The sequence below is a fragment of the Terribacillus halophilus genome (assembly GCF_900101385.1).
GTDB lineage: Bacteria > Bacillota > Bacilli > Bacillales > Amphibacillaceae > Terribacillus > Terribacillus halophilus.
Genome location: NZ_FMZB01000006.1, coordinates 173,424 through 190,751 on the forward strand (window position 1 = coordinate 173,424; position 17,328 = coordinate 190,751).

21 protein-coding genes, 2 pseudogenes and 1 riboswitch are annotated in these 17,328 nt (G+C 45.0%); of the genes and pseudogenes, 16 read left to right on the plus strand and 7 right to left on the minus strand.

Annotated features, from left to right (window positions below):
- Positions 1-2: 2 nt before the first annotated feature.
- Positions 3-623, minus strand: a complete 621-nt coding sequence (locus tag BLQ53_RS11965; RefSeq protein WP_093727551.1) for an ArsR/SmtB family transcription factor — start codon at positions 621-623, stop codon at positions 3-5.
- 157 nt (positions 624-780) lie between these two features.
- Positions 781-921: riboswitch (FMN riboswitch) on the plus strand.
- A 298-nt stretch (positions 922-1,219) separates the two neighbouring features.
- Between BLQ53_RS11965 and ribE the strand changes: the two genes are divergently transcribed.
- The 8 genes and pseudogenes from ribE to BLQ53_RS12005 all read left to right on the plus strand — a co-directional run bounded on the left by ribE (position 1,220) and on the right by BLQ53_RS12005 (position 5,359).
- Positions 1,220-1,867 carry a riboflavin synthase gene (gene ribE / locus BLQ53_RS11970; protein WP_093727552.1) on the plus strand — a complete coding sequence of 216 codons (648 nt, stop codon included), beginning with the start codon at positions 1,220-1,222 and terminating at the stop codon, positions 1,865-1,867.
- Positions 1,868-1,878: 11 nt separating this feature from the next.
- Positions 1,879-2,493: pseudogene (gene ribB / locus BLQ53_RS11975) on the plus strand (3,4-dihydroxy-2-butanone-4-phosphate synthase); the annotation flags it as partial.
- Between the two features lie 82 nt (positions 2,494-2,575).
- Entirely contained in the window at positions 2,576-3,040 is a 465-nt protein-coding gene (ribH, locus tag BLQ53_RS11980) for a 6,7-dimethyl-8-ribityllumazine synthase (RefSeq protein WP_093727554.1), read from the plus strand.
- Between the two features lie 81 nt (positions 3,041-3,121).
- A complete protein-coding gene (locus BLQ53_RS11985) occupies positions 3,122-3,307 on the plus strand; it encodes a hypothetical protein (RefSeq protein WP_093727555.1) in 186 nt (61 codons plus the stop codon).
- Positions 3,304-3,840 carry a P-loop NTPase family protein gene (locus BLQ53_RS11990; protein ID WP_093727556.1) on the plus strand — a complete coding sequence of 179 codons (537 nt, stop codon included), beginning with the start codon at positions 3,304-3,306 and terminating at the stop codon, positions 3,838-3,840. The genes BLQ53_RS11985 and BLQ53_RS11990 overlap by 4 nt, the downstream gene beginning before the upstream one ends.
- A 123-nt stretch (positions 3,841-3,963) precedes the next feature.
- Positions 3,964-4,287, plus strand: a complete 324-nt coding sequence (locus BLQ53_RS11995) for a PadR family transcriptional regulator (RefSeq protein WP_280137071.1) — start codon at positions 3,964-3,966, stop codon at positions 4,285-4,287.
- Complete coding sequence (locus BLQ53_RS12000) at positions 4,287-4,736, plus strand: permease prefix domain 1-containing protein (protein WP_093727558.1); 450 nt, start codon at positions 4,287-4,289, stop codon at positions 4,734-4,736. Before BLQ53_RS11995 ends, BLQ53_RS12000 begins: the two co-directional genes overlap by 1 nt.
- Positions 4,733-5,359 carry a hypothetical protein gene (locus BLQ53_RS12005; RefSeq protein ID WP_093727559.1) on the plus strand — a complete coding sequence of 209 codons (627 nt, stop codon included), beginning with the start codon at positions 4,733-4,735 and terminating at the stop codon, positions 5,357-5,359. Before BLQ53_RS12000 ends, BLQ53_RS12005 begins: the two co-directional genes overlap by 4 nt.
- A gap of 28 nt (positions 5,360-5,387) precedes the next feature.
- On the opposite strand, the gene BLQ53_RS12010 is transcribed toward BLQ53_RS12005, so the two are convergent.
- Positions 5,388-6,158: an SDR family NAD(P)-dependent oxidoreductase gene (locus BLQ53_RS12010; protein ID WP_093727560.1), complete on the minus strand. Its 771-nt coding sequence runs from the start codon at positions 6,156-6,158 to the stop codon at positions 5,388-5,390.
- Between the two features lie 156 nt (positions 6,159-6,314).
- On the opposite strand from BLQ53_RS12010, the gene BLQ53_RS12015 reads away from it, so the two are divergent.
- On the plus strand, positions 6,315-6,518 hold the full coding sequence (locus BLQ53_RS12015) for a hypothetical protein (RefSeq protein ID WP_093727561.1): 204 nt from the start codon (positions 6,315-6,317) through the stop codon (positions 6,516-6,518).
- Between the two features lie 77 nt (positions 6,519-6,595).
- Here BLQ53_RS12015 and BLQ53_RS12020 read toward each other — a convergent pair whose 3' ends face one another.
- Positions 6,596-7,072, minus strand: a complete 477-nt coding sequence (locus BLQ53_RS12020) for a glutathione peroxidase (RefSeq protein ID WP_093727562.1) — start codon at positions 7,070-7,072, stop codon at positions 6,596-6,598.
- A 103-nt stretch (positions 7,073-7,175) separates the two neighbouring features.
- Between BLQ53_RS12020 and BLQ53_RS12025 the strand changes: the two genes are divergently transcribed.
- On the plus strand, positions 7,176-7,544 hold the full coding sequence (locus BLQ53_RS12025) for a VOC family protein (RefSeq protein ID WP_093727563.1): 369 nt from the start codon (positions 7,176-7,178) through the stop codon (positions 7,542-7,544).
- Between the two features lie 25 nt (positions 7,545-7,569).
- Here BLQ53_RS12025 and trhO read toward each other — a convergent pair whose 3' ends face one another.
- Both trhO and corA read right to left on the minus strand, forming a co-directional pair.
- Positions 7,570-8,529, minus strand: a complete 960-nt coding sequence (gene trhO, locus BLQ53_RS12030; RefSeq protein ID WP_170829682.1) for an oxygen-dependent tRNA uridine(34) hydroxylase TrhO — start codon at positions 8,527-8,529, stop codon at positions 7,570-7,572.
- Between the two features lie 116 nt (positions 8,530-8,645).
- A pseudogene (gene corA, locus BLQ53_RS12035) lies at positions 8,646-9,614 on the minus strand (magnesium/cobalt transporter CorA).
- Between the two features lie 450 nt (positions 9,615-10,064).
- On the opposite strand from corA, the gene BLQ53_RS12040 reads away from it, so the two are divergent.
- From BLQ53_RS12040 to BLQ53_RS12055, 4 genes are all read left to right on the plus strand, one after another.
- Positions 10,065-10,262 carry a cold shock domain-containing protein gene (locus BLQ53_RS12040; RefSeq protein ID WP_077305238.1) on the plus strand — a complete coding sequence of 66 codons (198 nt, stop codon included), beginning with the start codon at positions 10,065-10,067 and terminating at the stop codon, positions 10,260-10,262.
- A 78-nt stretch (positions 10,263-10,340) separates the two neighbouring features.
- Positions 10,341-10,646, plus strand: a complete 306-nt coding sequence (locus BLQ53_RS12045; RefSeq protein ID WP_093727564.1) for a hypothetical protein — start codon at positions 10,341-10,343, stop codon at positions 10,644-10,646.
- Positions 10,647-11,222 (plus strand): xanthine phosphoribosyltransferase, encoded by a 576-nt coding sequence (locus BLQ53_RS12050; RefSeq protein ID WP_093727565.1) that lies wholly within the window; start codon positions 10,647-10,649, stop codon positions 11,220-11,222.
- A gap of 27 nt (positions 11,223-11,249) precedes the next feature.
- The gene (locus BLQ53_RS12055) at positions 11,250-12,152 is read left to right on the plus strand and encodes an AEC family transporter (RefSeq protein ID WP_093727566.1); all 903 of its coding nucleotides are present in this window, start codon (positions 11,250-11,252) and stop codon (positions 12,150-12,152) included.
- Positions 12,153-12,178: 26 nt separating this feature from the next.
- Here BLQ53_RS12055 and BLQ53_RS12060 read toward each other — a convergent pair whose 3' ends face one another.
- Positions 12,179-13,057 carry an NAD(P)-dependent oxidoreductase gene (locus BLQ53_RS12060; protein WP_093727567.1) on the minus strand — a complete coding sequence of 293 codons (879 nt, stop codon included), beginning with the start codon at positions 13,055-13,057 and terminating at the stop codon, positions 12,179-12,181.
- Positions 13,058-13,538: 481 nt separating this feature from the next.
- On the opposite strand from BLQ53_RS12060, the gene BLQ53_RS12065 reads away from it, so the two are divergent.
- The gene (locus tag BLQ53_RS12065; RefSeq protein WP_093727568.1) at positions 13,539-15,755 is read left to right on the plus strand and encodes a ribonucleoside-diphosphate reductase subunit alpha; all 2,217 of its coding nucleotides are present in this window, start codon (positions 13,539-13,541) and stop codon (positions 15,753-15,755) included.
- Positions 15,756-15,768: 13 nt separating this feature from the next.
- On the opposite strand, the gene BLQ53_RS12070 is transcribed toward BLQ53_RS12065, so the two are convergent.
- Positions 15,769-16,437: a Type 1 glutamine amidotransferase-like domain-containing protein gene (locus BLQ53_RS12070; protein ID WP_170829683.1), complete on the minus strand. Its 669-nt coding sequence runs from the start codon at positions 16,435-16,437 to the stop codon at positions 15,769-15,771.
- Positions 16,438-16,543: 106 nt separating this feature from the next.
- Between BLQ53_RS12070 and BLQ53_RS12075 the strand changes: the two genes are divergently transcribed.
- Complete coding sequence (locus BLQ53_RS12075) at positions 16,544-17,257, plus strand: TraR/DksA C4-type zinc finger protein (protein ID WP_093727570.1); 714 nt, start codon at positions 16,544-16,546, stop codon at positions 17,255-17,257.
- Positions 17,258-17,328: the final 71 nt, after the last annotated feature.

The window sequence follows — 17,328 nt, forward strand, 5'->3', positions numbered from 1 at the left end:
CCTCAATCCTCCTCTTTTAGTTCAGTTTGATCGAACGACGGTGTATCGATTTCAAAACCGAAGGCAGAAAAGTGATAAAGCTTGCCATTTGGGTCATTTTCGGCCGCTTCACTTTTTTCACGCAGCGTCTGTATCAAGCCGAATAAACCTTGAATGAACTCCTTGAAATCGGCTTCTGTAGCACTGATTTCCCATATACTGCCGATTGCGTCCCAATCTTTCGGATCAGTGGAACCAGCTGCTTTGGCAAAGGATGATTCCGGGGCGGTGAGTATGGATGACCTCGTCTTATTTGCCATTTGCACATAAAGCTGTCTGGTCGATTCGCTGAGTTCTTCTGCATAGGGAAGTAAATTTTCCGATGGAAAGAAGCCACTTGCTGTGGATCGATAGAACTTCTGTACAATACCATTCTTTTCTTCGGTATGGACCACCTCAATCAAACTGTTTTTCTCCAACTCTTTTAAATGATAATGGATCTTTGGTCTGCTTGTTTCCAACAGGACAGCCAGCTGCTGGCCAGTATAAGATGTTTCGACTAGCTTCATCATCATTTCGGCGCGAAGCGGATCACTAATTGCTTTGAGCTGCTCAAGGGTCGTCAATGCCATTGCCTGTTTCATTTTGAAAACTCCTTTCGGTAAATTTATTTTGAACGGTCAACTTTATTTTACGGATTTAGTTTAGCGATTGTTCCACATATTGTCAACTCAGTTTTCAGACTTTTTTCCTGCTGTACAAGAAGATAAAAAATATGTTAAGGTAAAAGCAATCGAATAGGTTTTCTCTTGGGGCAGGGTGAAATTCCCGACCGGCGGTGATAGGCAGCACAGCTGTCTTCAGTCCGTGACCCGTTTTTACAACGGTGGATTTGGTGAGATTCCAAAGCCGACAGTATAGTCTGGATGGGAAAGAGGAAACGAGCGTGCTATCCACACGCCAAAAATGCTTTTCGTCTATTGACGATAGCTTGTTTCGCTATACTTTTGAATTCCTGAGCCCCAGAATTTTTGATTCTGGGGCTTTTTATATGAAGGATAGTGATGAAAGAGACAAGATTAAACTTGCTTCTCTTATTTCGACATCTAAAAAATTTAGTGATGAGATGTTACATGTTCGATGGCATCTCCATACCCCGATCAACCGTCACATTGCCCCGAGACGGTAATATTCCCATTCGTAGTATCTATGGAAGATTAGAAGGATAGGAGGAAGAATTGTGTTTACTGGAATCATCCAGGAAGTAGGCAGCATGATTGCTGTAGATCAACAGGAAAAGGCGATGCAGCTTACCATTGCCAGCGAGAAGCTGACAAAGGATATGCATATTGGAGACAGCATTGCTGTTAACGGTGTCTGCCTTACAGTCACCAGCTTTACATCGCATGCATTCCGAGTCGATGTGATGCCGGAAACATTTCGTGATAGTTCTTTATCGAATTTGCGCAGTACCGATGCAGTGAACTTGGAACCAGCACTTCAGCCAAGTGGAAGACTGGGCGGCCATTTCGTAAGTGGTCACGTGGATACGACCGGCACTATTCTATCCATCCGGGATGAGTCAAATGCACGCTATGTTGATATTGGCGTCACAGAAGGCCTGCAGTACTTAATGAAAAAAGGATCGGTCTCTGTCGATGGTGTGTCATTGACTGTGTTTGATGTGCAGGATGATTTATTTACCATTTCGCTTATTCCTGAGACAAGGAAGGCAACGATTTTAGGGAACAAAAAAGCTGGTGATCTAGTGAATCTTGAATTTGACCAGCTGGCCAAATACATGGAACGGCTTATGGGATACCAAAACAGCCCGCAGCCTGCTGGCATCACGACAGAAACATTAGCACAACACGGATTCATGGATTAGGAGGGAAAAGAATGAAAACGACGATAGCCCATGCAATAGAGTACTTGAAAAGCGGCAAAGCCATCATTGTCACCGACGATGAGAAAAGAGAGAATGAAGGGGATTTACTTGCCTTGGCAGCATTTGCAAGTCCTGAAACAGTTAATTTCATGGCTTCTGTCGGAAAAGGTCTGATATGTGCACCTATTTCCCGGGAAATTGCCGAAAGATTGGATTTGCCCCCGATGGTGGATACGAATACAGACCCACACGGAACGGCATTTACTGTCAGTATCGATCACATCGCTTCTACTACAGGCATCAGTGCATTCGAGCGTGCCCATACCATTGGGAAACTGGCTGATAAGGCTAGTGTACCGACTGATTTCCAGCGCCCTGGGCATATCTTTCCGCTAATCGCCAAACCGAATGGTGTGCTGGAGCGTCCTGGGCATACCGAAGCAGCAGTGGATTTGGCTGCGTTGGCCGGGACAGCAGAAGCTGCCTATATATGTGAAATCATGAATGAAGATGGCACGATGGCTCGCATGCCCGAACTTGAGCAGCTAGCTGAAATACACCAGTTGCCGATTATCACAATTGCCGATTTAATCGCTTATCGACAGCTGCATGAAAGCAAGGTAAAGGGTTGAATCAAATCAACTTCCACGATTAAATAATAAAACTACAAAATGGGCTGATAATGCCTGTATATAAAGGAGTATTCAAATGGTTAACGTATTGGAAGGAAATGTAGTAGGAACAGATTTGAAGATTGGTATTGTTGTAGGAAGATTCAATGAGTTCATCACGAGCAAGCTATTGAGCGGTGCCGTTGATACGCTGAAGCGTCATGGTGTCGATGAAACTAAAGTGGATGTGGCATGGGTGCCTGGTGCATTTGAAATACCTCTTGCAGCCAACAAACTTGCCCAGAGTGGAAAATATGATGCTGTCATCACATTGGGAACTGTGATCAAAGGCTCTACACCTCATTTCGATTATGTCAGCAATGAAGTCGCTAAAGGTGTCGCAAGTGCTGCTGATAAAGCTGGAATTCCAATTATCTTTGGTGTGCTGACAACCAATACAATTGAGCAAGCCATCGAACGCGCGGGTACGAAAGCGGGCAATAAAGGCGCAGAGGCAGCTGTTTCTGCAATTGAGATGGCTAATTTGCTAAGACAAATCTAACCAAAGCGAGAAGCAGGGGATATCCTCTGCTTCTTTTTCGTATTCAGAAAATAATGTACACTTTTAGTGGGAGGTGCTTGTATGAGAATGCGATGTGAATCATCGGGCGTTGTAACGAAACCAACATTCATAATGATCCACGGTCTGGGTTGGAAGGAAGTTCAAGTAGCGCTATATGAAAATTCGGACCATCTCACCATGCTTGATAAATCAGGCAGATTTATTGCTGATATAAAACAGTGCATTCGTGGGACAGTTGTGGAATGAGTGAGGAATTTCGGCCGCAGAAAATACATATCATCGGTTCTGTCGGCAGCGGCAAAACAACGCTTGCCAAGGAGTTGTCAGCATTGTCAAGCGCAGCCCACTACGAGTTGGATAACATTGTTTGGGAGCGCTCTTCGATTGGAGATAGACGCCGTACCGACAAGGAGAAGAAGGAAATCCTGAACGAAATCATCGGATCTGCTGCTTGGATCATCGAGGGAGTTCATACAGATGCTTGGATGGAAGGCAGCCTGCAGCAAGCAGATGTAATCATTTTGCTGGATCCTGGTTATAAGGTAAGGAACCTGCGAATCATCAAACGATATCTGCGACAGATATCAGGTTTGGAATCAGCTAATTATAAACCGTCTTTCCGTATCTTTCTTAATATGTTCAAATGGAACCGTTATTTTGAACATACGACTAAGCCTTATATCTTTGACACGTATTTAAACTATGGTCATAAGGTGATTATTGCTGAAAATAAAGCAGATGTGATCGATTATTTGCATTTTGCTAAAAAGCCATTCTGAAACAGGTTAATAGCCTGTTTTTTTGTTTTTGGGAAAAAGATGCAAAAATTACTTTGACACGCAGAGTAATATCGATTATGATTACTTTATCAGATAGAGTAATTTAGAAAGAAGGGGTGCCATATTCGGAGTGATACGATTCGAGGGCATCTGGACTCCATCATCCTTCGTCTGCTGATGGACGGGGATAAGTATGGCTACCAGATTTCGAAAGATATAGCAGCTTGGACACACGATGTATTCCAAATCAAAGAAGCGACGCTTTATGCTGTTTTCCAGCGGCTGGAGCGCCGGGAACTGATAGAGTCCTACCAAGGTGAAAAATCGCATGGAGGCAAGCGTAAATATTATACTATCACGATACTTGGGAAGGCATACTTGCATGAGGCAGCGAAAGAATGGAAAGAAGCAAAACAATTAATCGATGTATTTATGGAGGGTGTTTGATGCAAAAGATCAGAACGTATGTTGAAGAACAGTTTGCCGATCTGCCAGAGACCGAACAGGTAGTGACGTTAAAGGAAGAGATAAAGGATTCGATGGAAGAGAAGGCAGCGGATTTCATGCGCGACGGAAAAATGGAAGAGGATGCAGTTAACAAGGCAATCGTCGATTTCGGTAATTTAGCCGAAATTAAGAAAGAATTCATGCTCCAGCATACCTCACCGGAAACACCGAATAAAAAGAAGAAGCAAAAAGAAGATATGAGCACATTGAATCTTGGTTTTTCCATATGCGGTAGTGCCTTGGTCATAGCATTACTCGTCTTTGTGAATATGTATTATACACCGAGCGAAATCTGGTTTGTTTATCCGACCTTTGGTATCCTTTGGTGGCCGGTGAGTATGACTTTCGTTTGGTTGAAAGCTAGAAAAAGAAAGGTGTTGCATCGATGAAGCCGTGGAGATTGTTTTTAGCATTCATGTTGGTTAGCATGGGCGCATTTTCTGTTTATATCAACATGATGACGACACCGCAGGAGATTTGGTATACGTATAGTTTAGGTGCTGCTATCATCATCGCCTTACAGATTCTTCTGCCAAAGCAATTAACATTTGTCACATGGGTGTCGGCCATCATTGTCGGTGCGGTACTTGTAAGAGAGAATTTCTTGGATTCACCGTCGTATCCTTGGTATTTATACACTATCGGTGGTTTGGTTTTATGGGCTGTCGCAGTCACGTTTCGGAAGCATTTAGCGAATCTAGGCATAGCATGTCTCGTCAGCTTGACCGTCTGCCTGTACTATTTCAGTTTACATTCTTATTTCGGTCATGAAAATCCTTGGTACGGCTTCATTATCTTTACAATGAGCTGGTGGCCATTGTCCATCATAGGTCATCGCACCTCCAGTTTATTCTTTTCCGTAATAGGATTCGGATCACTCAGTGTGTTCTTCCTATTCGTGAATATTGCATATTCGCCTTCTGTGATCTGGGCGATCTACCCTATTTTTGGAGCGGCATGGTGGCCGTTGACAGCATACTTCTATAGTCATCGCCGTCATCTCAGCAGATAAAAAGACACCCTCTCGGGTGTCTTTTCGCTTACCTTGTATACATCTTCTTGGTCATTTTACTCAGCAGGCTGCTCGGCATGAGCTTCATGAACAGCACGGCTGCATGGATGTTCGCTGACGGGAATACAACCCGTTTTCCCTTTATGAATCCTAGGAAACCTTGTCTGGCCACATCTTCCGGAGCGTCACGGAACGAAGACATGATTTTGTCGTTGCCTGCCCGTTTGAAGAATTCGGTCTGCGTGGGACCTGGGCAAAGTGTCGTCACCGTTACGCCGTCCCCAGTCAACTCCTCTGCAAGTGCTTCCGAATAGCGCTGGACGAATGCTTTGGATGCATGATATGCCGCCATATATGGACCGGGAAGGAAGGCGGCCATGCTGGAAATATTCAAAATCCCATTTGGAACATTCCGGTAAGGGGAGTGAATGATATCATCGATGAACAGACGAGTCAGGTTTGCCAATGAAACCATGTTCAGATGCAGCAGCTTTTGCTGTGTCTCAAAGCTTGTATCCTCGAACTTGCCGCTAAGTCCGAAGCCGGCATTGTTCACAAGCACCTCGACGGTTTTACCTTCATCACGAATCTTTTGATATAGTTCATAGGCGCTGTTAGGCACGGACAAATCATGAGGAATGACAGTCACATTCGAATCTTGCAGTTCTGTTTGCAGCGATAGGAGTTTGTCCTTGGAACGCGCTACGATGATGAGATCATAGCCTGCTTTGGCAAACCATTTGGCTATATGGTAGCCGATCCCGCTGGAGGCTCCTGTAATTAGCGCGGTTGGTTTCATTGTGCTTCACCTCATTTGACAATCTATACCCTGTTGTCGGGCAGTAAAAACGCTATCTCCTATTAGTATACCCTTTGCTTGGTTCTGTTACAAAGCAGCAGGAATGTTTTTACCCATGGAAGAAAGGGAAAGGGCTTACAAAGGAGGGGAAAAGAGATGGTGCAAAAAAACGGTGCCAAAGGCGACAAGGATAAGCACGGATTTTCCAAGGTCGAAAGTGAGAATCGGGAAAAACAACTGGAGAATAAACAAGATATGCAGGTGGATGATATACCCGTGGATGAAGTGGAGCGGGAGCTGCAGGATGATCGGCATAAGCATCGGACAAAACAGGCATCCAATTCGGATCCGGAAGAATGAATCCTGCATCAAACTGGGTGCGGGGCTTTTTTTGTAAAATAGGAAATAAGCAGATGTGTCACTTGGACATTATCTGCTTATTTGAGCTGTTTTTCAATTGCCGGCTTCATGTCCAATGGGCTAGTTTTGGGAGCAAAGCGCTCGACAACATTGCCCTTGGCATCGACGAGGAACTTGGTGAAATTCCATTTGATGCTTTTGGTGAATAGTCCGCTGGCTTGACTGGTTAGATGTTTATAAAGCGGGTGGGCGTCAGGTCCATTTACTTTCACTTTCTCGAACATCGGGAAGCTGACACCGTAATTGCGCTGACAAACAGCTGCTATTTCTTTACTGCTGCCTGGTTCCTGATTCATGAATTGATTGCTCGGAAAACCAAGGATGACCAGGCCTTTCTCTTGGTATTCCTTATATAATTCCTGAAGCTGTTCCAATTGTGGAGCAAAACCACATTTACTGGCTGTATTCACAATGACGAGCACTTTGCCTGCGTAATCCTTGAGACTGACTTCTTTACCCTCTAAAGTAACGGCTGAATAGTCGTATACTGTCATATCGTTTTCCTCCTCTGCAAATTCAATGTAGCATAAACCGTAAAGTAGCGATAACAATCCGAACTTTTAATGGTAGAATATAGAAAAAAAGGGGGGTTATCCGATGGAGTTTTTCCTGAAACAGCTTGATCATGTGCAGCTTGCCTGTCCACGCGGCAGCGAAGGGCAAGCAAGGGAGTTCTTTGGGGATGTTCTTGGTTTTGAGGAGATCGAAAAACCAGCCAATTTGCGAGCAAGAGGGGGTGTGTGGTTCAGCTGCAATGCTATTACTGTGCACATGGGGGTGGAAGAACCGTTTTCCCCGGCACGAAAAGCCCATCCAGCTTTTGAGGTGGAAGGACTCGCGTCGCTTAGGCGCCATTTGGGTGAACACAATATTTCTTTCATGGATGATACAGATCTGCCTGGGGCTAACCGGATTTATGTATATGACCCTTTTGGAAACCGATTGGAATTCTTGGAATGGCAATAAAAAAAGAACCCCGCAGGGTTCTTTTTTAGTTTGCTACTGTTTCGTTTTCAAGTTTTGCAAGACGTTCTTCCACTTCTTCTTCAGTCAAGCCGTGTTCTGCCACGTACATGTTACGCGGGGAACGGCGGCAGCTGTCGGAGCAGCCGCGAAGATATTTGTGCTCATTCTCTTCAGAACAGATGATCTGGCGGTTGCAGGAAGGATCTGCACAATTTACATAACGTTCACAAGGCTGTCCATCGAAGTAATCTTTCGCAACGATGACATGTTCTGTTTGGTTGATCGGTACGGAAATGCGGGAATCAAAGACATACATTCTACCGTCCCAAAGTTTACCTTGTACTTCCGGATCTTTTCCGTAAGTGGCGATACCGCCATGCAATTGACCGACATCTTCAAAACCTTCGCGCACGAGCCAGCCGGAGAATTTCTCACAGCGGATACCGCCTGTGCAGTAAGTCAATACGCGTTTGCCTTCCAAAATATCTTTGTTTTCACGGACCCAATCCGGCAGGTCACGGAATGTTTCGATATCAGGGCGGATAGCGCCGCGGAAGTGACCAAGATCATATTCATAATCATTCCGTGCATCGAGAACAATCGTGTTCTCATCTTGCATTGCTTCATAAAATTCATGCGGAGAGAGGTAGTTTCCTGTCATCTCGCGGGGATCTATATCATCTTCAAGACGCAGCGTCACCAATTCAGGACGGTGGCGTACATGCATTTTCTTGAAAGCATGTCCATCTGCTTCGTCGATTTTGAAGACCATGTCCTCAAATCCTGGTTTTGCATGCATCATATCCATATAAGCTTGTGTCTGTTCCACTGTTCCGGAGCAAGTACCGTTGATGCCTTCCTTCGCAACGAGGATACGGCCCTTAAGTCCAAGTTCCTTACATTGCTTCAGATGTTCTTTGGCAAAAGCTTCCGGATCTTCAATATCTACATAGTTGTAATACAACAATACTCGATAATCACTCATTATTTTTTTCCACCTGTCATTTATATTTGCAAGATACAAAATTAGGCGTCATGTCGTTATTCATACTCTTGCAATCAAATATTTTAACATGAATGGAAGTCCAGTACAAATGGAATTTAAAACAACTTATTTTTGAAGTAATACCACATGCCAAAAGTGACCAATACAAGAAGGACACTGATGCCTAATGTTGTCCAGGGGCTGTCTTGGAATGGTATCGGCAGGTTCATCCCGAAAAATCCGGTCACGAATGTGAGCGGGAGCATGATTGTGGAAATAATCGTCAGGACGTTCAGTTTTTCCGCAGACTTGGCACTGATGATGGAATAATACGTATCCAATGCACTATTCACCAAGTCACGGAATGTTTCGGTAGAGTCGACGATACGTTCCAAGTGATCGATCAAGTCGGTGTAAAAAGGTACGTTTTCTTCCTGGATATCGAATTTCCATTTGCCGTTCACATTCAGGAAGATGCGCCGCTGAGGCAGGATCACTCGCCTGATCAGTATGATCGTCCGTTTCAAGGCGAGGAATTCCTCGGTTACCTCTTTGACGCCTTCGCTGTACATCTCATCTTCAAGTTCCTCAATCCGGATGCCGATTCGATCCAGAACCGGGAAGTATTCATCCGTGATGCCATCTGCCAGTGCATATAGCAAAAAGTCGGCTCCTTGGCTCATGAAGCGGGAAGAACGAGAGCAAATGGCATCCATCTGGCCGAGCCAGCGAAGCTTATGCCTATGGATGGTAACGACATAATTCGGTCCCAAAAAAACATTCAGCTCTAGTGTCGTAATTTCATTATCACTTTATTCGTTGTAACGCAGGGCGTGGAAGACGAAGAATTTGTATGCATCATAATCATCGACCTTTGCGCGCGGGCTGTCATGCAGGCAATCCTCGATCGCAAGCGGATGGAAATCGAATATCCCAGCTAGTTCATGCAATTCATGGGATTGCACGTCATAGGCATCGATCCATAGCAGATTATCCGGATCCTCCAAATGTCGATTGCTGTCTTGCAAAGAAATATTCGTATGCATCGTGTCTGTATGATGATCATAGAGATACGTCTTAATCATGCTGCCACCCCTTTCGTTACGCTTATTCTTTCACAAAATCTATAGTCACTATAAAAAAAGGGGGTAAGGACTGTCAACAGGAATATTTCTTCTTCAAAGCGGGTATAGAAAAGAAAACCAACGGGGAAACTGGAAGACAAATGACATGTTTGTCGGAATATTACTTGAAATAAATGACAATAGTCACAGGTCTTATTACATCTCCTTGTAAGCGGATTCTGCCAATAATGTCAGTAATGTAAGCGGTTTTATAGGGCGTAGGTCTCATTCTTAACTTAATTTGGAGAAAAAGTTAGAATTGGCTTGCATTCTTATTGAAAAAAAGGTACTCTTAAAGAGCAAAAGGAAACGGTTGAATAATCTTTACGATCTCTTTCACAATAAGTGGTGTAAAGGTATAACGATTCAATACCTGTACTTTTGTACTTCTATTGTAAGGAGGTCATTTAAATGACTGGAAAAGTAAAATGGTTTAACGCAGACAAAGGTTTTGGTTTCATCGAAAGAGAAGACGGCGACGACGTATTCGTACACTTCTCTGCTATCCAAGCTGACGGCTTCAAAACTCTTGACGAAGGTCAAGAAGTTGAATTCGAAATCGTTGAAGGCAACCGCGGCCCACAAGCTGCTAACGTAACTCGTCTGTAATATATCATACGACGACAGAGGCGCATTCTGGATTTTCCAGGATGCGTCTTTTATCGTTTTTAGGAGAGGTGAGCGCTGATGAGTCAAGAAGAGCTGTCTAGAAAAATCATCGAAAAGTATCAGGAAGACGAACGGATGATGATCCGGATATTCGTCCAGTGGTGTACGAATCATGACTTGGATGCTGTTTCCTTGTACGAACAAGCCTATCCGAACCAGGGGAAAAACGAGGCTTTGTCGGAAGCTTTGGAAGATGTCCTTCCTAAGGAAGAAGCGTCCGATATTTCGGATGAGATGGTATTGGAAGTACTGCAATTTTTCGGCAATGATGATTTGGCTTTCGTAGTCGCTTCTGCTGCACATAAAAGGAAGGGGAGCCGATAGATGGAACTGCTCGAAAAAGCAATTCAAGAAAGAGGAACCATCATTGGAGACACAATCGTTAAAGTGGATAGCTTTTTGAATCATGAGTTGGATACCTCCCTCCTTTATGAAATAGGGAAGGAATTCCAGCAGCAATTCAGGCATAAACGAGTGACGAAGATTGTAACAATCGAAGCGGGCGGTATTGCTCCTGCTCTAATGGCGGGGTTGGCTTTCAACGTTCCGGTTGTTTATGCAAAAAAGCAGAAATCGCTGACAATGAAGGGTGACGTATACTGTGAATCTGTTTATTCGTTCACCAAACAAGTCTACTCGGATGTGACGATTTCAAAAGATAGATTATCATCAGAAGATCATGTGCTGATCGTCGATGATTTCCTTGCCAATGGGGAAGCGGCAGCTGGATTGATCAGTATTTTGAAACAAGCCGGTGCTGAAGTTGCGGGTATTGGAATTGTAATTGAGAAGAGCTTCCAAAATGGACGGAAACGTCTGGAGGAATTGGGGATGGAGGTAGTGTCCCTTGCGCGGATTGCTCGCATCGGTGAAGCACGGATAGAGTTTTTGAAATCATAAAATCATAATGTGATAGGATGATAGTCTTTGGCTTACATATTGACATTATTGCCGATATTCGGCATTTTTCTTCTTGGCTTCATCGGGCAGAAACTGCTGAAGTTCGACATCAGAAGCATCTCGAAGATGTCGGTTTATCTGCTGTCGCCGGTATTGGCTTTCCAAACATTCTTTGAGAATCGTCTGAGTGTGGATTATATTTATCTGGCCATTTTCGTAGTGGGGATATGTCTGGCACTCGTTTTGATTTGTTATATCATCAGTTTGCTGCGAGGGTATGATCGCCAGGATACATACAGTTTGATGCTTGGTGCTTCCTTCATGAACAATGGAAACTACGGAACGCCGCTCGTATTGTTCGTTTTCGGTGCAGCGGGTTTTGATTATGCGGTCATCCTGCTTGTCTTGCAGCAGCTTGTCATGGTTACAATCGGCGTCTTCATCGCAGCTAAAGGAGGCGGTGCTGCGTTATCGGTCCGTGGTACGTTCTTGTCAGTCTTGAAGATTCCGATCATTTATGGAGCTTTGCTTGGTATCTTGTTCCAGACTTTATCCATACCGCTTAGCGGACCGGTTACCGAAGCCGTTCATCTCGTAGCTGATGCAGCGATTCCTACCGTCATGATCGTGCTTGGTATGCAGCTGGCTAATATTTCATTGAAATCCTTTGAATACGAGCGTCTTACTTATGCGCTCGTACTGAAGCTGCTTGTTTCACCGGCAATCGCGTACCTTTTCACCTTATTCCTCCCGGTCGACGATATGGTGAAACAGATCATGATCTTGGTAGCTGCCATGCCGACGGCTGCAAACACGACGCTTTATGCACTTGAATTCGGTGCCAAACCAGCTTATGTATCAAGTGCAACCTTGATCAGCACGCTTCTCAGTCTTATCACCTTGCCGCTCTTATTATATATACTTATATAAAGAGGCCAGTTTCCTGGCCTCTTTGCTCATGCTTTTTTCGTAAATAGTTTGATCAGAGCTTGTGTGCCGAGGTCTCCGTCGCCGTTTTCGGCCAGGCGTTCATATAACGAAAGGCTTAATTCCAATCCGGGAGTCATCAAGCCCATTTCTTTGGCGGCTTCCAGGGCAAGCAACATGTCCTTGATAAAGTGCTTTACATAAAAGCCGGGATCATAATCTCCTTTGATCATTCGAGGGGCAAGATTGCTCAAGCTGAAACTGCCGGCAGCGCCTGTCGTAATAGACTGAAGCACCTTCGAAGGATCCATGCCGGCATATTCCGCATAGGAAATCGCTTCACAAACCCCGACCATATTGCTTGCAATCGTCACTTGGTTGATCAGCTTCGTATGCTGTCCGAAACCGGCAGGACCTTGAAGGATGATATTCTCCCCCATTGCCTCGAAAATCGGCAGTACAGCTTGGAATGCCTCTTCTTCACCGCCGACCATGATGGCGAGTTTGCCGTTCTTGGCGCCGACATCTCCGCCTGAGACAGGAGCATCCAAGGCGAATATTCCCTTAGCTTTTGCAGCAGTATGAATTTCTTCTGCAAGGGCCGGTCTGGAAGTTGTCATATCGATTGCGTATGTACCGGACTTCGCGTGCTGTAGAATACCGCTTTCGCCAAAGTAAACTTCTTGCACATCACTTGGATAGCCGACCATCGTGATGACGGCATCCACACTGGCTGCAAGGCTTGCTGGTGTATCGTGCCAAACTGCCCCAGCATCGATCAATTCTTCCGCTTTCGCTTTCGTCCTCGTGTAGACAGCCAATTCAAAACCAGCCTGCATCAAGTTGCGGCTCATGCTCTTGCCCATGACCCCCGTGCCGATGAAACCGACCTTTTTAATGGTTCCCATATTATCCCTCCTTTGAATCTGTTTTCATCGTACCGCTAAGATGCAGGAATGTCGAGTGGGGTGATATTTTGACTCAAAATCACAAACATTTTTTCGCTAGGAAAAAACCTCGAAAGATGGCAGTTTCCGTTCTAAGATAGATTGTGAAATGAAGCTTGTGATCAAAGTAGAGATTGAAAGAGCCGGGGATGTATGGTAAAGTTTTTATACAACATCTTGTTAGTTCAGACATGAATCAATACTATATATAGTTTCGAAGGCGAGCAAGCCGGGTATCGACAGGTAGATGAAGAAATCGCTTTATCAGCCTGATAGACAGTGTTCTGTGACACTTTTTATTTGTCGATTCTGATCTAAGTTACTACTGTATCTAGTAGGACGGACAGAAGAGACACCTTCCTGGTAGTTGCTCACTTTGTGCGTTTAGGGGAAAGAAAAGTACTTACAATCACACCTGTATTTTGGAGGAGGAAGTTTCAACATGTTAGATACGACGCAGACAGACAATTGGAAAGAGCATATAGCATCCGTGCTCGAATCACCCTTTGCAGCAGCAGATGCGAAGCACTTAGTGCAATATGGCGAACGCCTGATGGAACAAAAGGCGTGGTCATCGGATAAGGAATGGCTGAACCAGCTGATTTTGGAAGGCTTGGCGCAGCTGGATGAAGAAGAGCCGCAGTGGACATATATCGCAGCCAGCTTATATCTGGAACTGCTTTATTTCCAAGCTTCACAGAACAGGGGTTATCATTTCGAGGACAAGTACGGATCCTTTTACAGCTTGATTCAGCAATTGACTGAAATCGGTATCTACAACAAATTCCTTCTCGACACATACAGTGAAGAGGAAATCAATTATTACAACAGCTTGATTGATTATAAAAAAGATGGTTTGTTCACATATATCGGGTTGCGTACGTTGGCGGATCGTTATTTAGCTACGGATCATAAAGGCGGTACATACGAGCTGCCGCAGGAAAGGTTCATGATCATTGCCATGACGATCATGAGCAAGGAGCCTGAAGCATCTCGTAAAGAGCTTGTTACAGAAGCTTACTGGGCATTGAGCAATCTTTACATGACAGTTGCTACACCAACATTGTCCAATTCAGGTAAGAGTTACGGTCAGCTTTCCAGCTGCTTCATCGACACAGTCGATGACAGCCTGCAAGGCATCTTCGACAGCAACACGGATATTGCCAACCTGTCCAAAAACGGCGGCGGCATCGGTGTCTATCTAGGTAAAATCCGCAGCCGAGGCAGTGCCATCAAAGGCTTTGAAGGTGCTTCTTCTGGAGTGCTTCCATGGATGAAACAGCTGAATAACACTGCGGTCAGTGTCGATCAGCTTGGACAGCGTAAAGGTGCGATTGCCACATATCTTGATATTTGGCATAAGGATATCTTCCCGTTCCTTGATGCAAAACTGAATAATGGTGACGAACGTCAGCGTACACATGATTTATTCACAGGCGTCTGCCTGCCTGATATCTTCATGGAACAAGTACAAGCACGAGGCAATTGGTACCTGTTCGATCCGCATGAAGTCCGCCGCGTGATGGGCTTCTCCCTGGAAGATTTCTATGATGAAACAAGAGGCGAAGGATCCTTCCGTGAGAAATACTGGGCATGTGTGGAGAATCCCGACTTGCATAAAGAAGAGGTTCCAGCAATCAATGTTATGAAGCGTATCCTGCGCAGCCAGCTGGAAACAGGCGGTCCATTCATGTTCTATCGCGACGAAGTCAACCGTCAAAATGCGAACAAACATGCAGGTATGATTTACTCCAGCAACCTTTGTACGGAAATCATGCAAAACCAAAGCCCGACACTCATGACGGAACAGACGACAAAAGACGGCAAAATCATCATTACGAAAGAGCCGGGAGATTTCGTCGTATGTAACCTTTCTTCCATCTCTTTGGCGAAAGCAGTTACAGAAGACGTCCTGGAACGTTTGATCCCGATCCAGGTGCGTATGCTGGATAATGTTATCGATTTGAATACGATCCCTGTCCTGCAAGCACAGATCACGAACCAGAAATACCGTGCCATCGGACTCGGCACATTTGGCTGGCATCATCTGCTTGCTTTGAAACAAATCGATTGGGAAAGTGATGAAGCTGTTGCATATGCAGATGAACTGTACGAGAAAATCGCATATCTGACTATCCGATCCAGCATGGAAATCGCAAAAGAAAAAGGTGCATATCCTATTTTCGAAGGTTCTGAATGGGCAGATGGCAGTTACTTCGACAATAAAGGCTATACCACTGGCGATTCAGCGCTTGACTGGAAAGGTCTGCAGGAGCAAGTGAAGGAAAACGGTATGCGCAACGCTTACTTAATGGCGGTAGCACCGAACTCTTCCACTGCACTGATCGCAGGAAGCACAGCGACTACAGATCCGATCTTCAGCAAATTCTATTCGGAAGAGAAGAAGGACTACAAAATTCCTGTCACTGCACCTGATTTGAATGAGGACACAGATCGTTTCTATAAATCCGCTTATGAGATCGATCAGCAGTGGAGCGTGAAACAAAACGCAGCACGCCAAAAGCACATCGACCAAGCGATTTCATTCAACATGTATGTACCGAACTCCATCAAAGCAAAAGAATTGCTTGATTTGCATATGGCCGTTTGGGACTCCGGAATTAAGACATCTTACTATTTGCGTTCTACATCCAACTAATACAGAAGGGACCCTATGAATGGGTCCCTTTTTCTATGCGTTTCACTTGTTCGTTACCGAAAGAAGCAGTGGGCTGCTCGTTTTCAAGATATAAACAGGCGTCCTCATCTATGCCGTACCCGATAGGGATGTCGTGCCGAATCAAACCCGCAATAAGGTTCGGCTCATCCTGCCATTGGGAGAAGTGGACACTGATCAGCTGGTTCTGGAGAAGACCAATACCCGGCCCGCTCCAAGCTAGCTGATGATCCGTGTCATGCGGGGATAGCAAAACGGTTTCGGGCATGATCAAGGCCCCGGCGCTATTTCCTGCCAACGGGATGCCGGCACGGTATTTCTCTTTTAGCAGCTGCTTGAATGGCTGCTGGGTATACAGTGCATGGTATGTTTCTGAATGACCGCCTCCGATGAATATACCAGTGGCATTTTGTATTATATCAGCTGCCTTTTCTGTATCTAAATTCCCTGTCTCATCAGGCACGATGACGGAAATGCTTTTCTCGTTGACTCCTTGGGTGATCCAGTGACTGGTATAACGCGGCAGGAATTCTTCCCAGCCTTCCCGATAGACGATCAATAGGGCAAGATGTGCTTTTTGACCGCCCGCTGCCCTGGCAAAGTGGACATTGGCTTCTTCCTGTGATGTATTGCCGCCGAGCAGATACAATTTACGTGTTTGCATAGACCTCTCCTCCATTTTCCTGATTATACAATAAGTACCGTCTTAATAGAGATAGGTTTTTTGTCGCATACTAAGTTGCAGCAGGAAATGAACAGGAGGAAAGTGCATGGTCACACAACAGACATTGAACGCCTGTAAGGAAATGCTTGAAAATCGTATGCAGGAATTGAAACAGGCACTGAAGGACCATTTTGGCGCCGAGATGTCCTATACGAAGGATGCGATGGGCGAGTTAAGTAACTACGATAACCACCCTGGTGATACAGCAACAGAATTATATGAGCGGGAGAAAGATATTGCATTGAATGATCATTTGGAGCAAGAGATGCAGGATATCAAGGCCGCACTTGCCCGGATAGAGGATGGAACCTACGGAATTTGTAAGATCTCAGGAAAGCCGATCCCAAAAGAACGGCTGCTGGCGATGCCGACAGCAGAAACACTTGTGGAATATAAGCCACAGCAGATGACCCTGCATGATAGACCGGCAGAGGAAGCTGTCATCCATCCTCGGCTCGAAGATCTTGAAGGAAAAGACGATGAGGAAGATACAGAGCACAACTTTTACGATGGAGAGGATACCTTGCAGGATCTGCAAGCGTACGGTTCGTCAGAAACACCTTCCGATTTTGTGAACGCAGAAAAGGATTATGATTACATGGCTGTGAATTCAGATGAAGAAACAGGCGGGGCACAGGATATCGAGAATTTCCTGCTGGCTGATATGGATGGGCATTATGATGGTGTGAATGAAGATCATGAAAAATATGAGGATTATCTGGAGGATGCAGACGTCAAATCGATTCTTTATGATGAATGAAGGGGCCGGGCTGGCATGCCCGGTTCTTTCATGTAAAGAGAAAGCAAGCATACATGCTTATCCTGCGGAAT

Bases quoted from the DNA above. Each gene is read 5' to 3' on its own strand.
- BLQ53_RS11965 (WP_093727551.1), bottom strand. From the start codon at position 623: ATGAAACAGGCAATGGCATTGACGACCCTTGAGCAGCTCAAAGCAATT.
- ribH (WP_093727554.1), top strand. From the start codon at position 2,576: ATGGTTAACGTATTGGAAGGAAATGTAGTAGGAACAGATTTGAAGATT.
- BLQ53_RS11985 (WP_093727555.1), top strand. From the start codon at position 3,122: ATGAGAATGCGATGTGAATCATCGGGCGTTGTAACGAAACCAACATTC.
- BLQ53_RS11990 (WP_093727556.1), top strand. From the start codon at position 3,304: ATGAGTGAGGAATTTCGGCCGCAGAAAATACATATCATCGGTTCTGTC.
- BLQ53_RS12000 (WP_093727558.1), top strand. From the start codon at position 4,287: ATGCAAAAGATCAGAACGTATGTTGAAGAACAGTTTGCCGATCTGCCA.
- BLQ53_RS12005 (WP_093727559.1), top strand. From the start codon at position 4,733: ATGAAGCCGTGGAGATTGTTTTTAGCATTCATGTTGGTTAGCATGGGC.
- BLQ53_RS12010 (WP_093727560.1), bottom strand. From the start codon at position 6,158: ATGAAACCAACCGCGCTAATTACAGGAGCCTCCAGCGGGATCGGCTAC.
- BLQ53_RS12015 (WP_093727561.1), top strand. From the start codon at position 6,315: ATGGTGCAAAAAAACGGTGCCAAAGGCGACAAGGATAAGCACGGATTT.
- BLQ53_RS12020 (WP_093727562.1), bottom strand. From the start codon at position 7,072: ATGACAGTATACGACTATTCAGCCGTTACTTTAGAGGGTAAAGAAGTC.
- BLQ53_RS12025 (WP_093727563.1), top strand. From the start codon at position 7,176: ATGGAGTTTTTCCTGAAACAGCTTGATCATGTGCAGCTTGCCTGTCCA.
- trhO (WP_170829682.1), bottom strand. From the start codon at position 8,529: ATGAGTGATTATCGAGTATTGTTGTATTACAACTATGTAGATATTGAA.
- BLQ53_RS12040 (WP_077305238.1), top strand. From the start codon at position 10,065: ATGACTGGAAAAGTAAAATGGTTTAACGCAGACAAAGGTTTTGGTTTC.
- BLQ53_RS12045 (WP_093727564.1), top strand. From the start codon at position 10,341: ATGAGTCAAGAAGAGCTGTCTAGAAAAATCATCGAAAAGTATCAGGAA.
- BLQ53_RS12050 (WP_093727565.1), top strand. From the start codon at position 10,647: ATGGAACTGCTCGAAAAAGCAATTCAAGAAAGAGGAACCATCATTGGA.
- BLQ53_RS12060 (WP_093727567.1), bottom strand. From the start codon at position 13,057: ATGGGAACCATTAAAAAGGTCGGTTTCATCGGCACGGGGGTCATGGGC.
- BLQ53_RS12065 (WP_093727568.1), top strand. From the start codon at position 13,539: ATGTTAGATACGACGCAGACAGACAATTGGAAAGAGCATATAGCATCC.
- BLQ53_RS12070 (WP_170829683.1), bottom strand. From the start codon at position 16,437: ATGCAAACACGTAAATTGTATCTGCTCGGCGGCAATACATCACAGGAA.
- BLQ53_RS12075 (WP_093727570.1), top strand. From the start codon at position 16,544: ATGGTCACACAACAGACATTGAACGCCTGTAAGGAAATGCTTGAAAAT.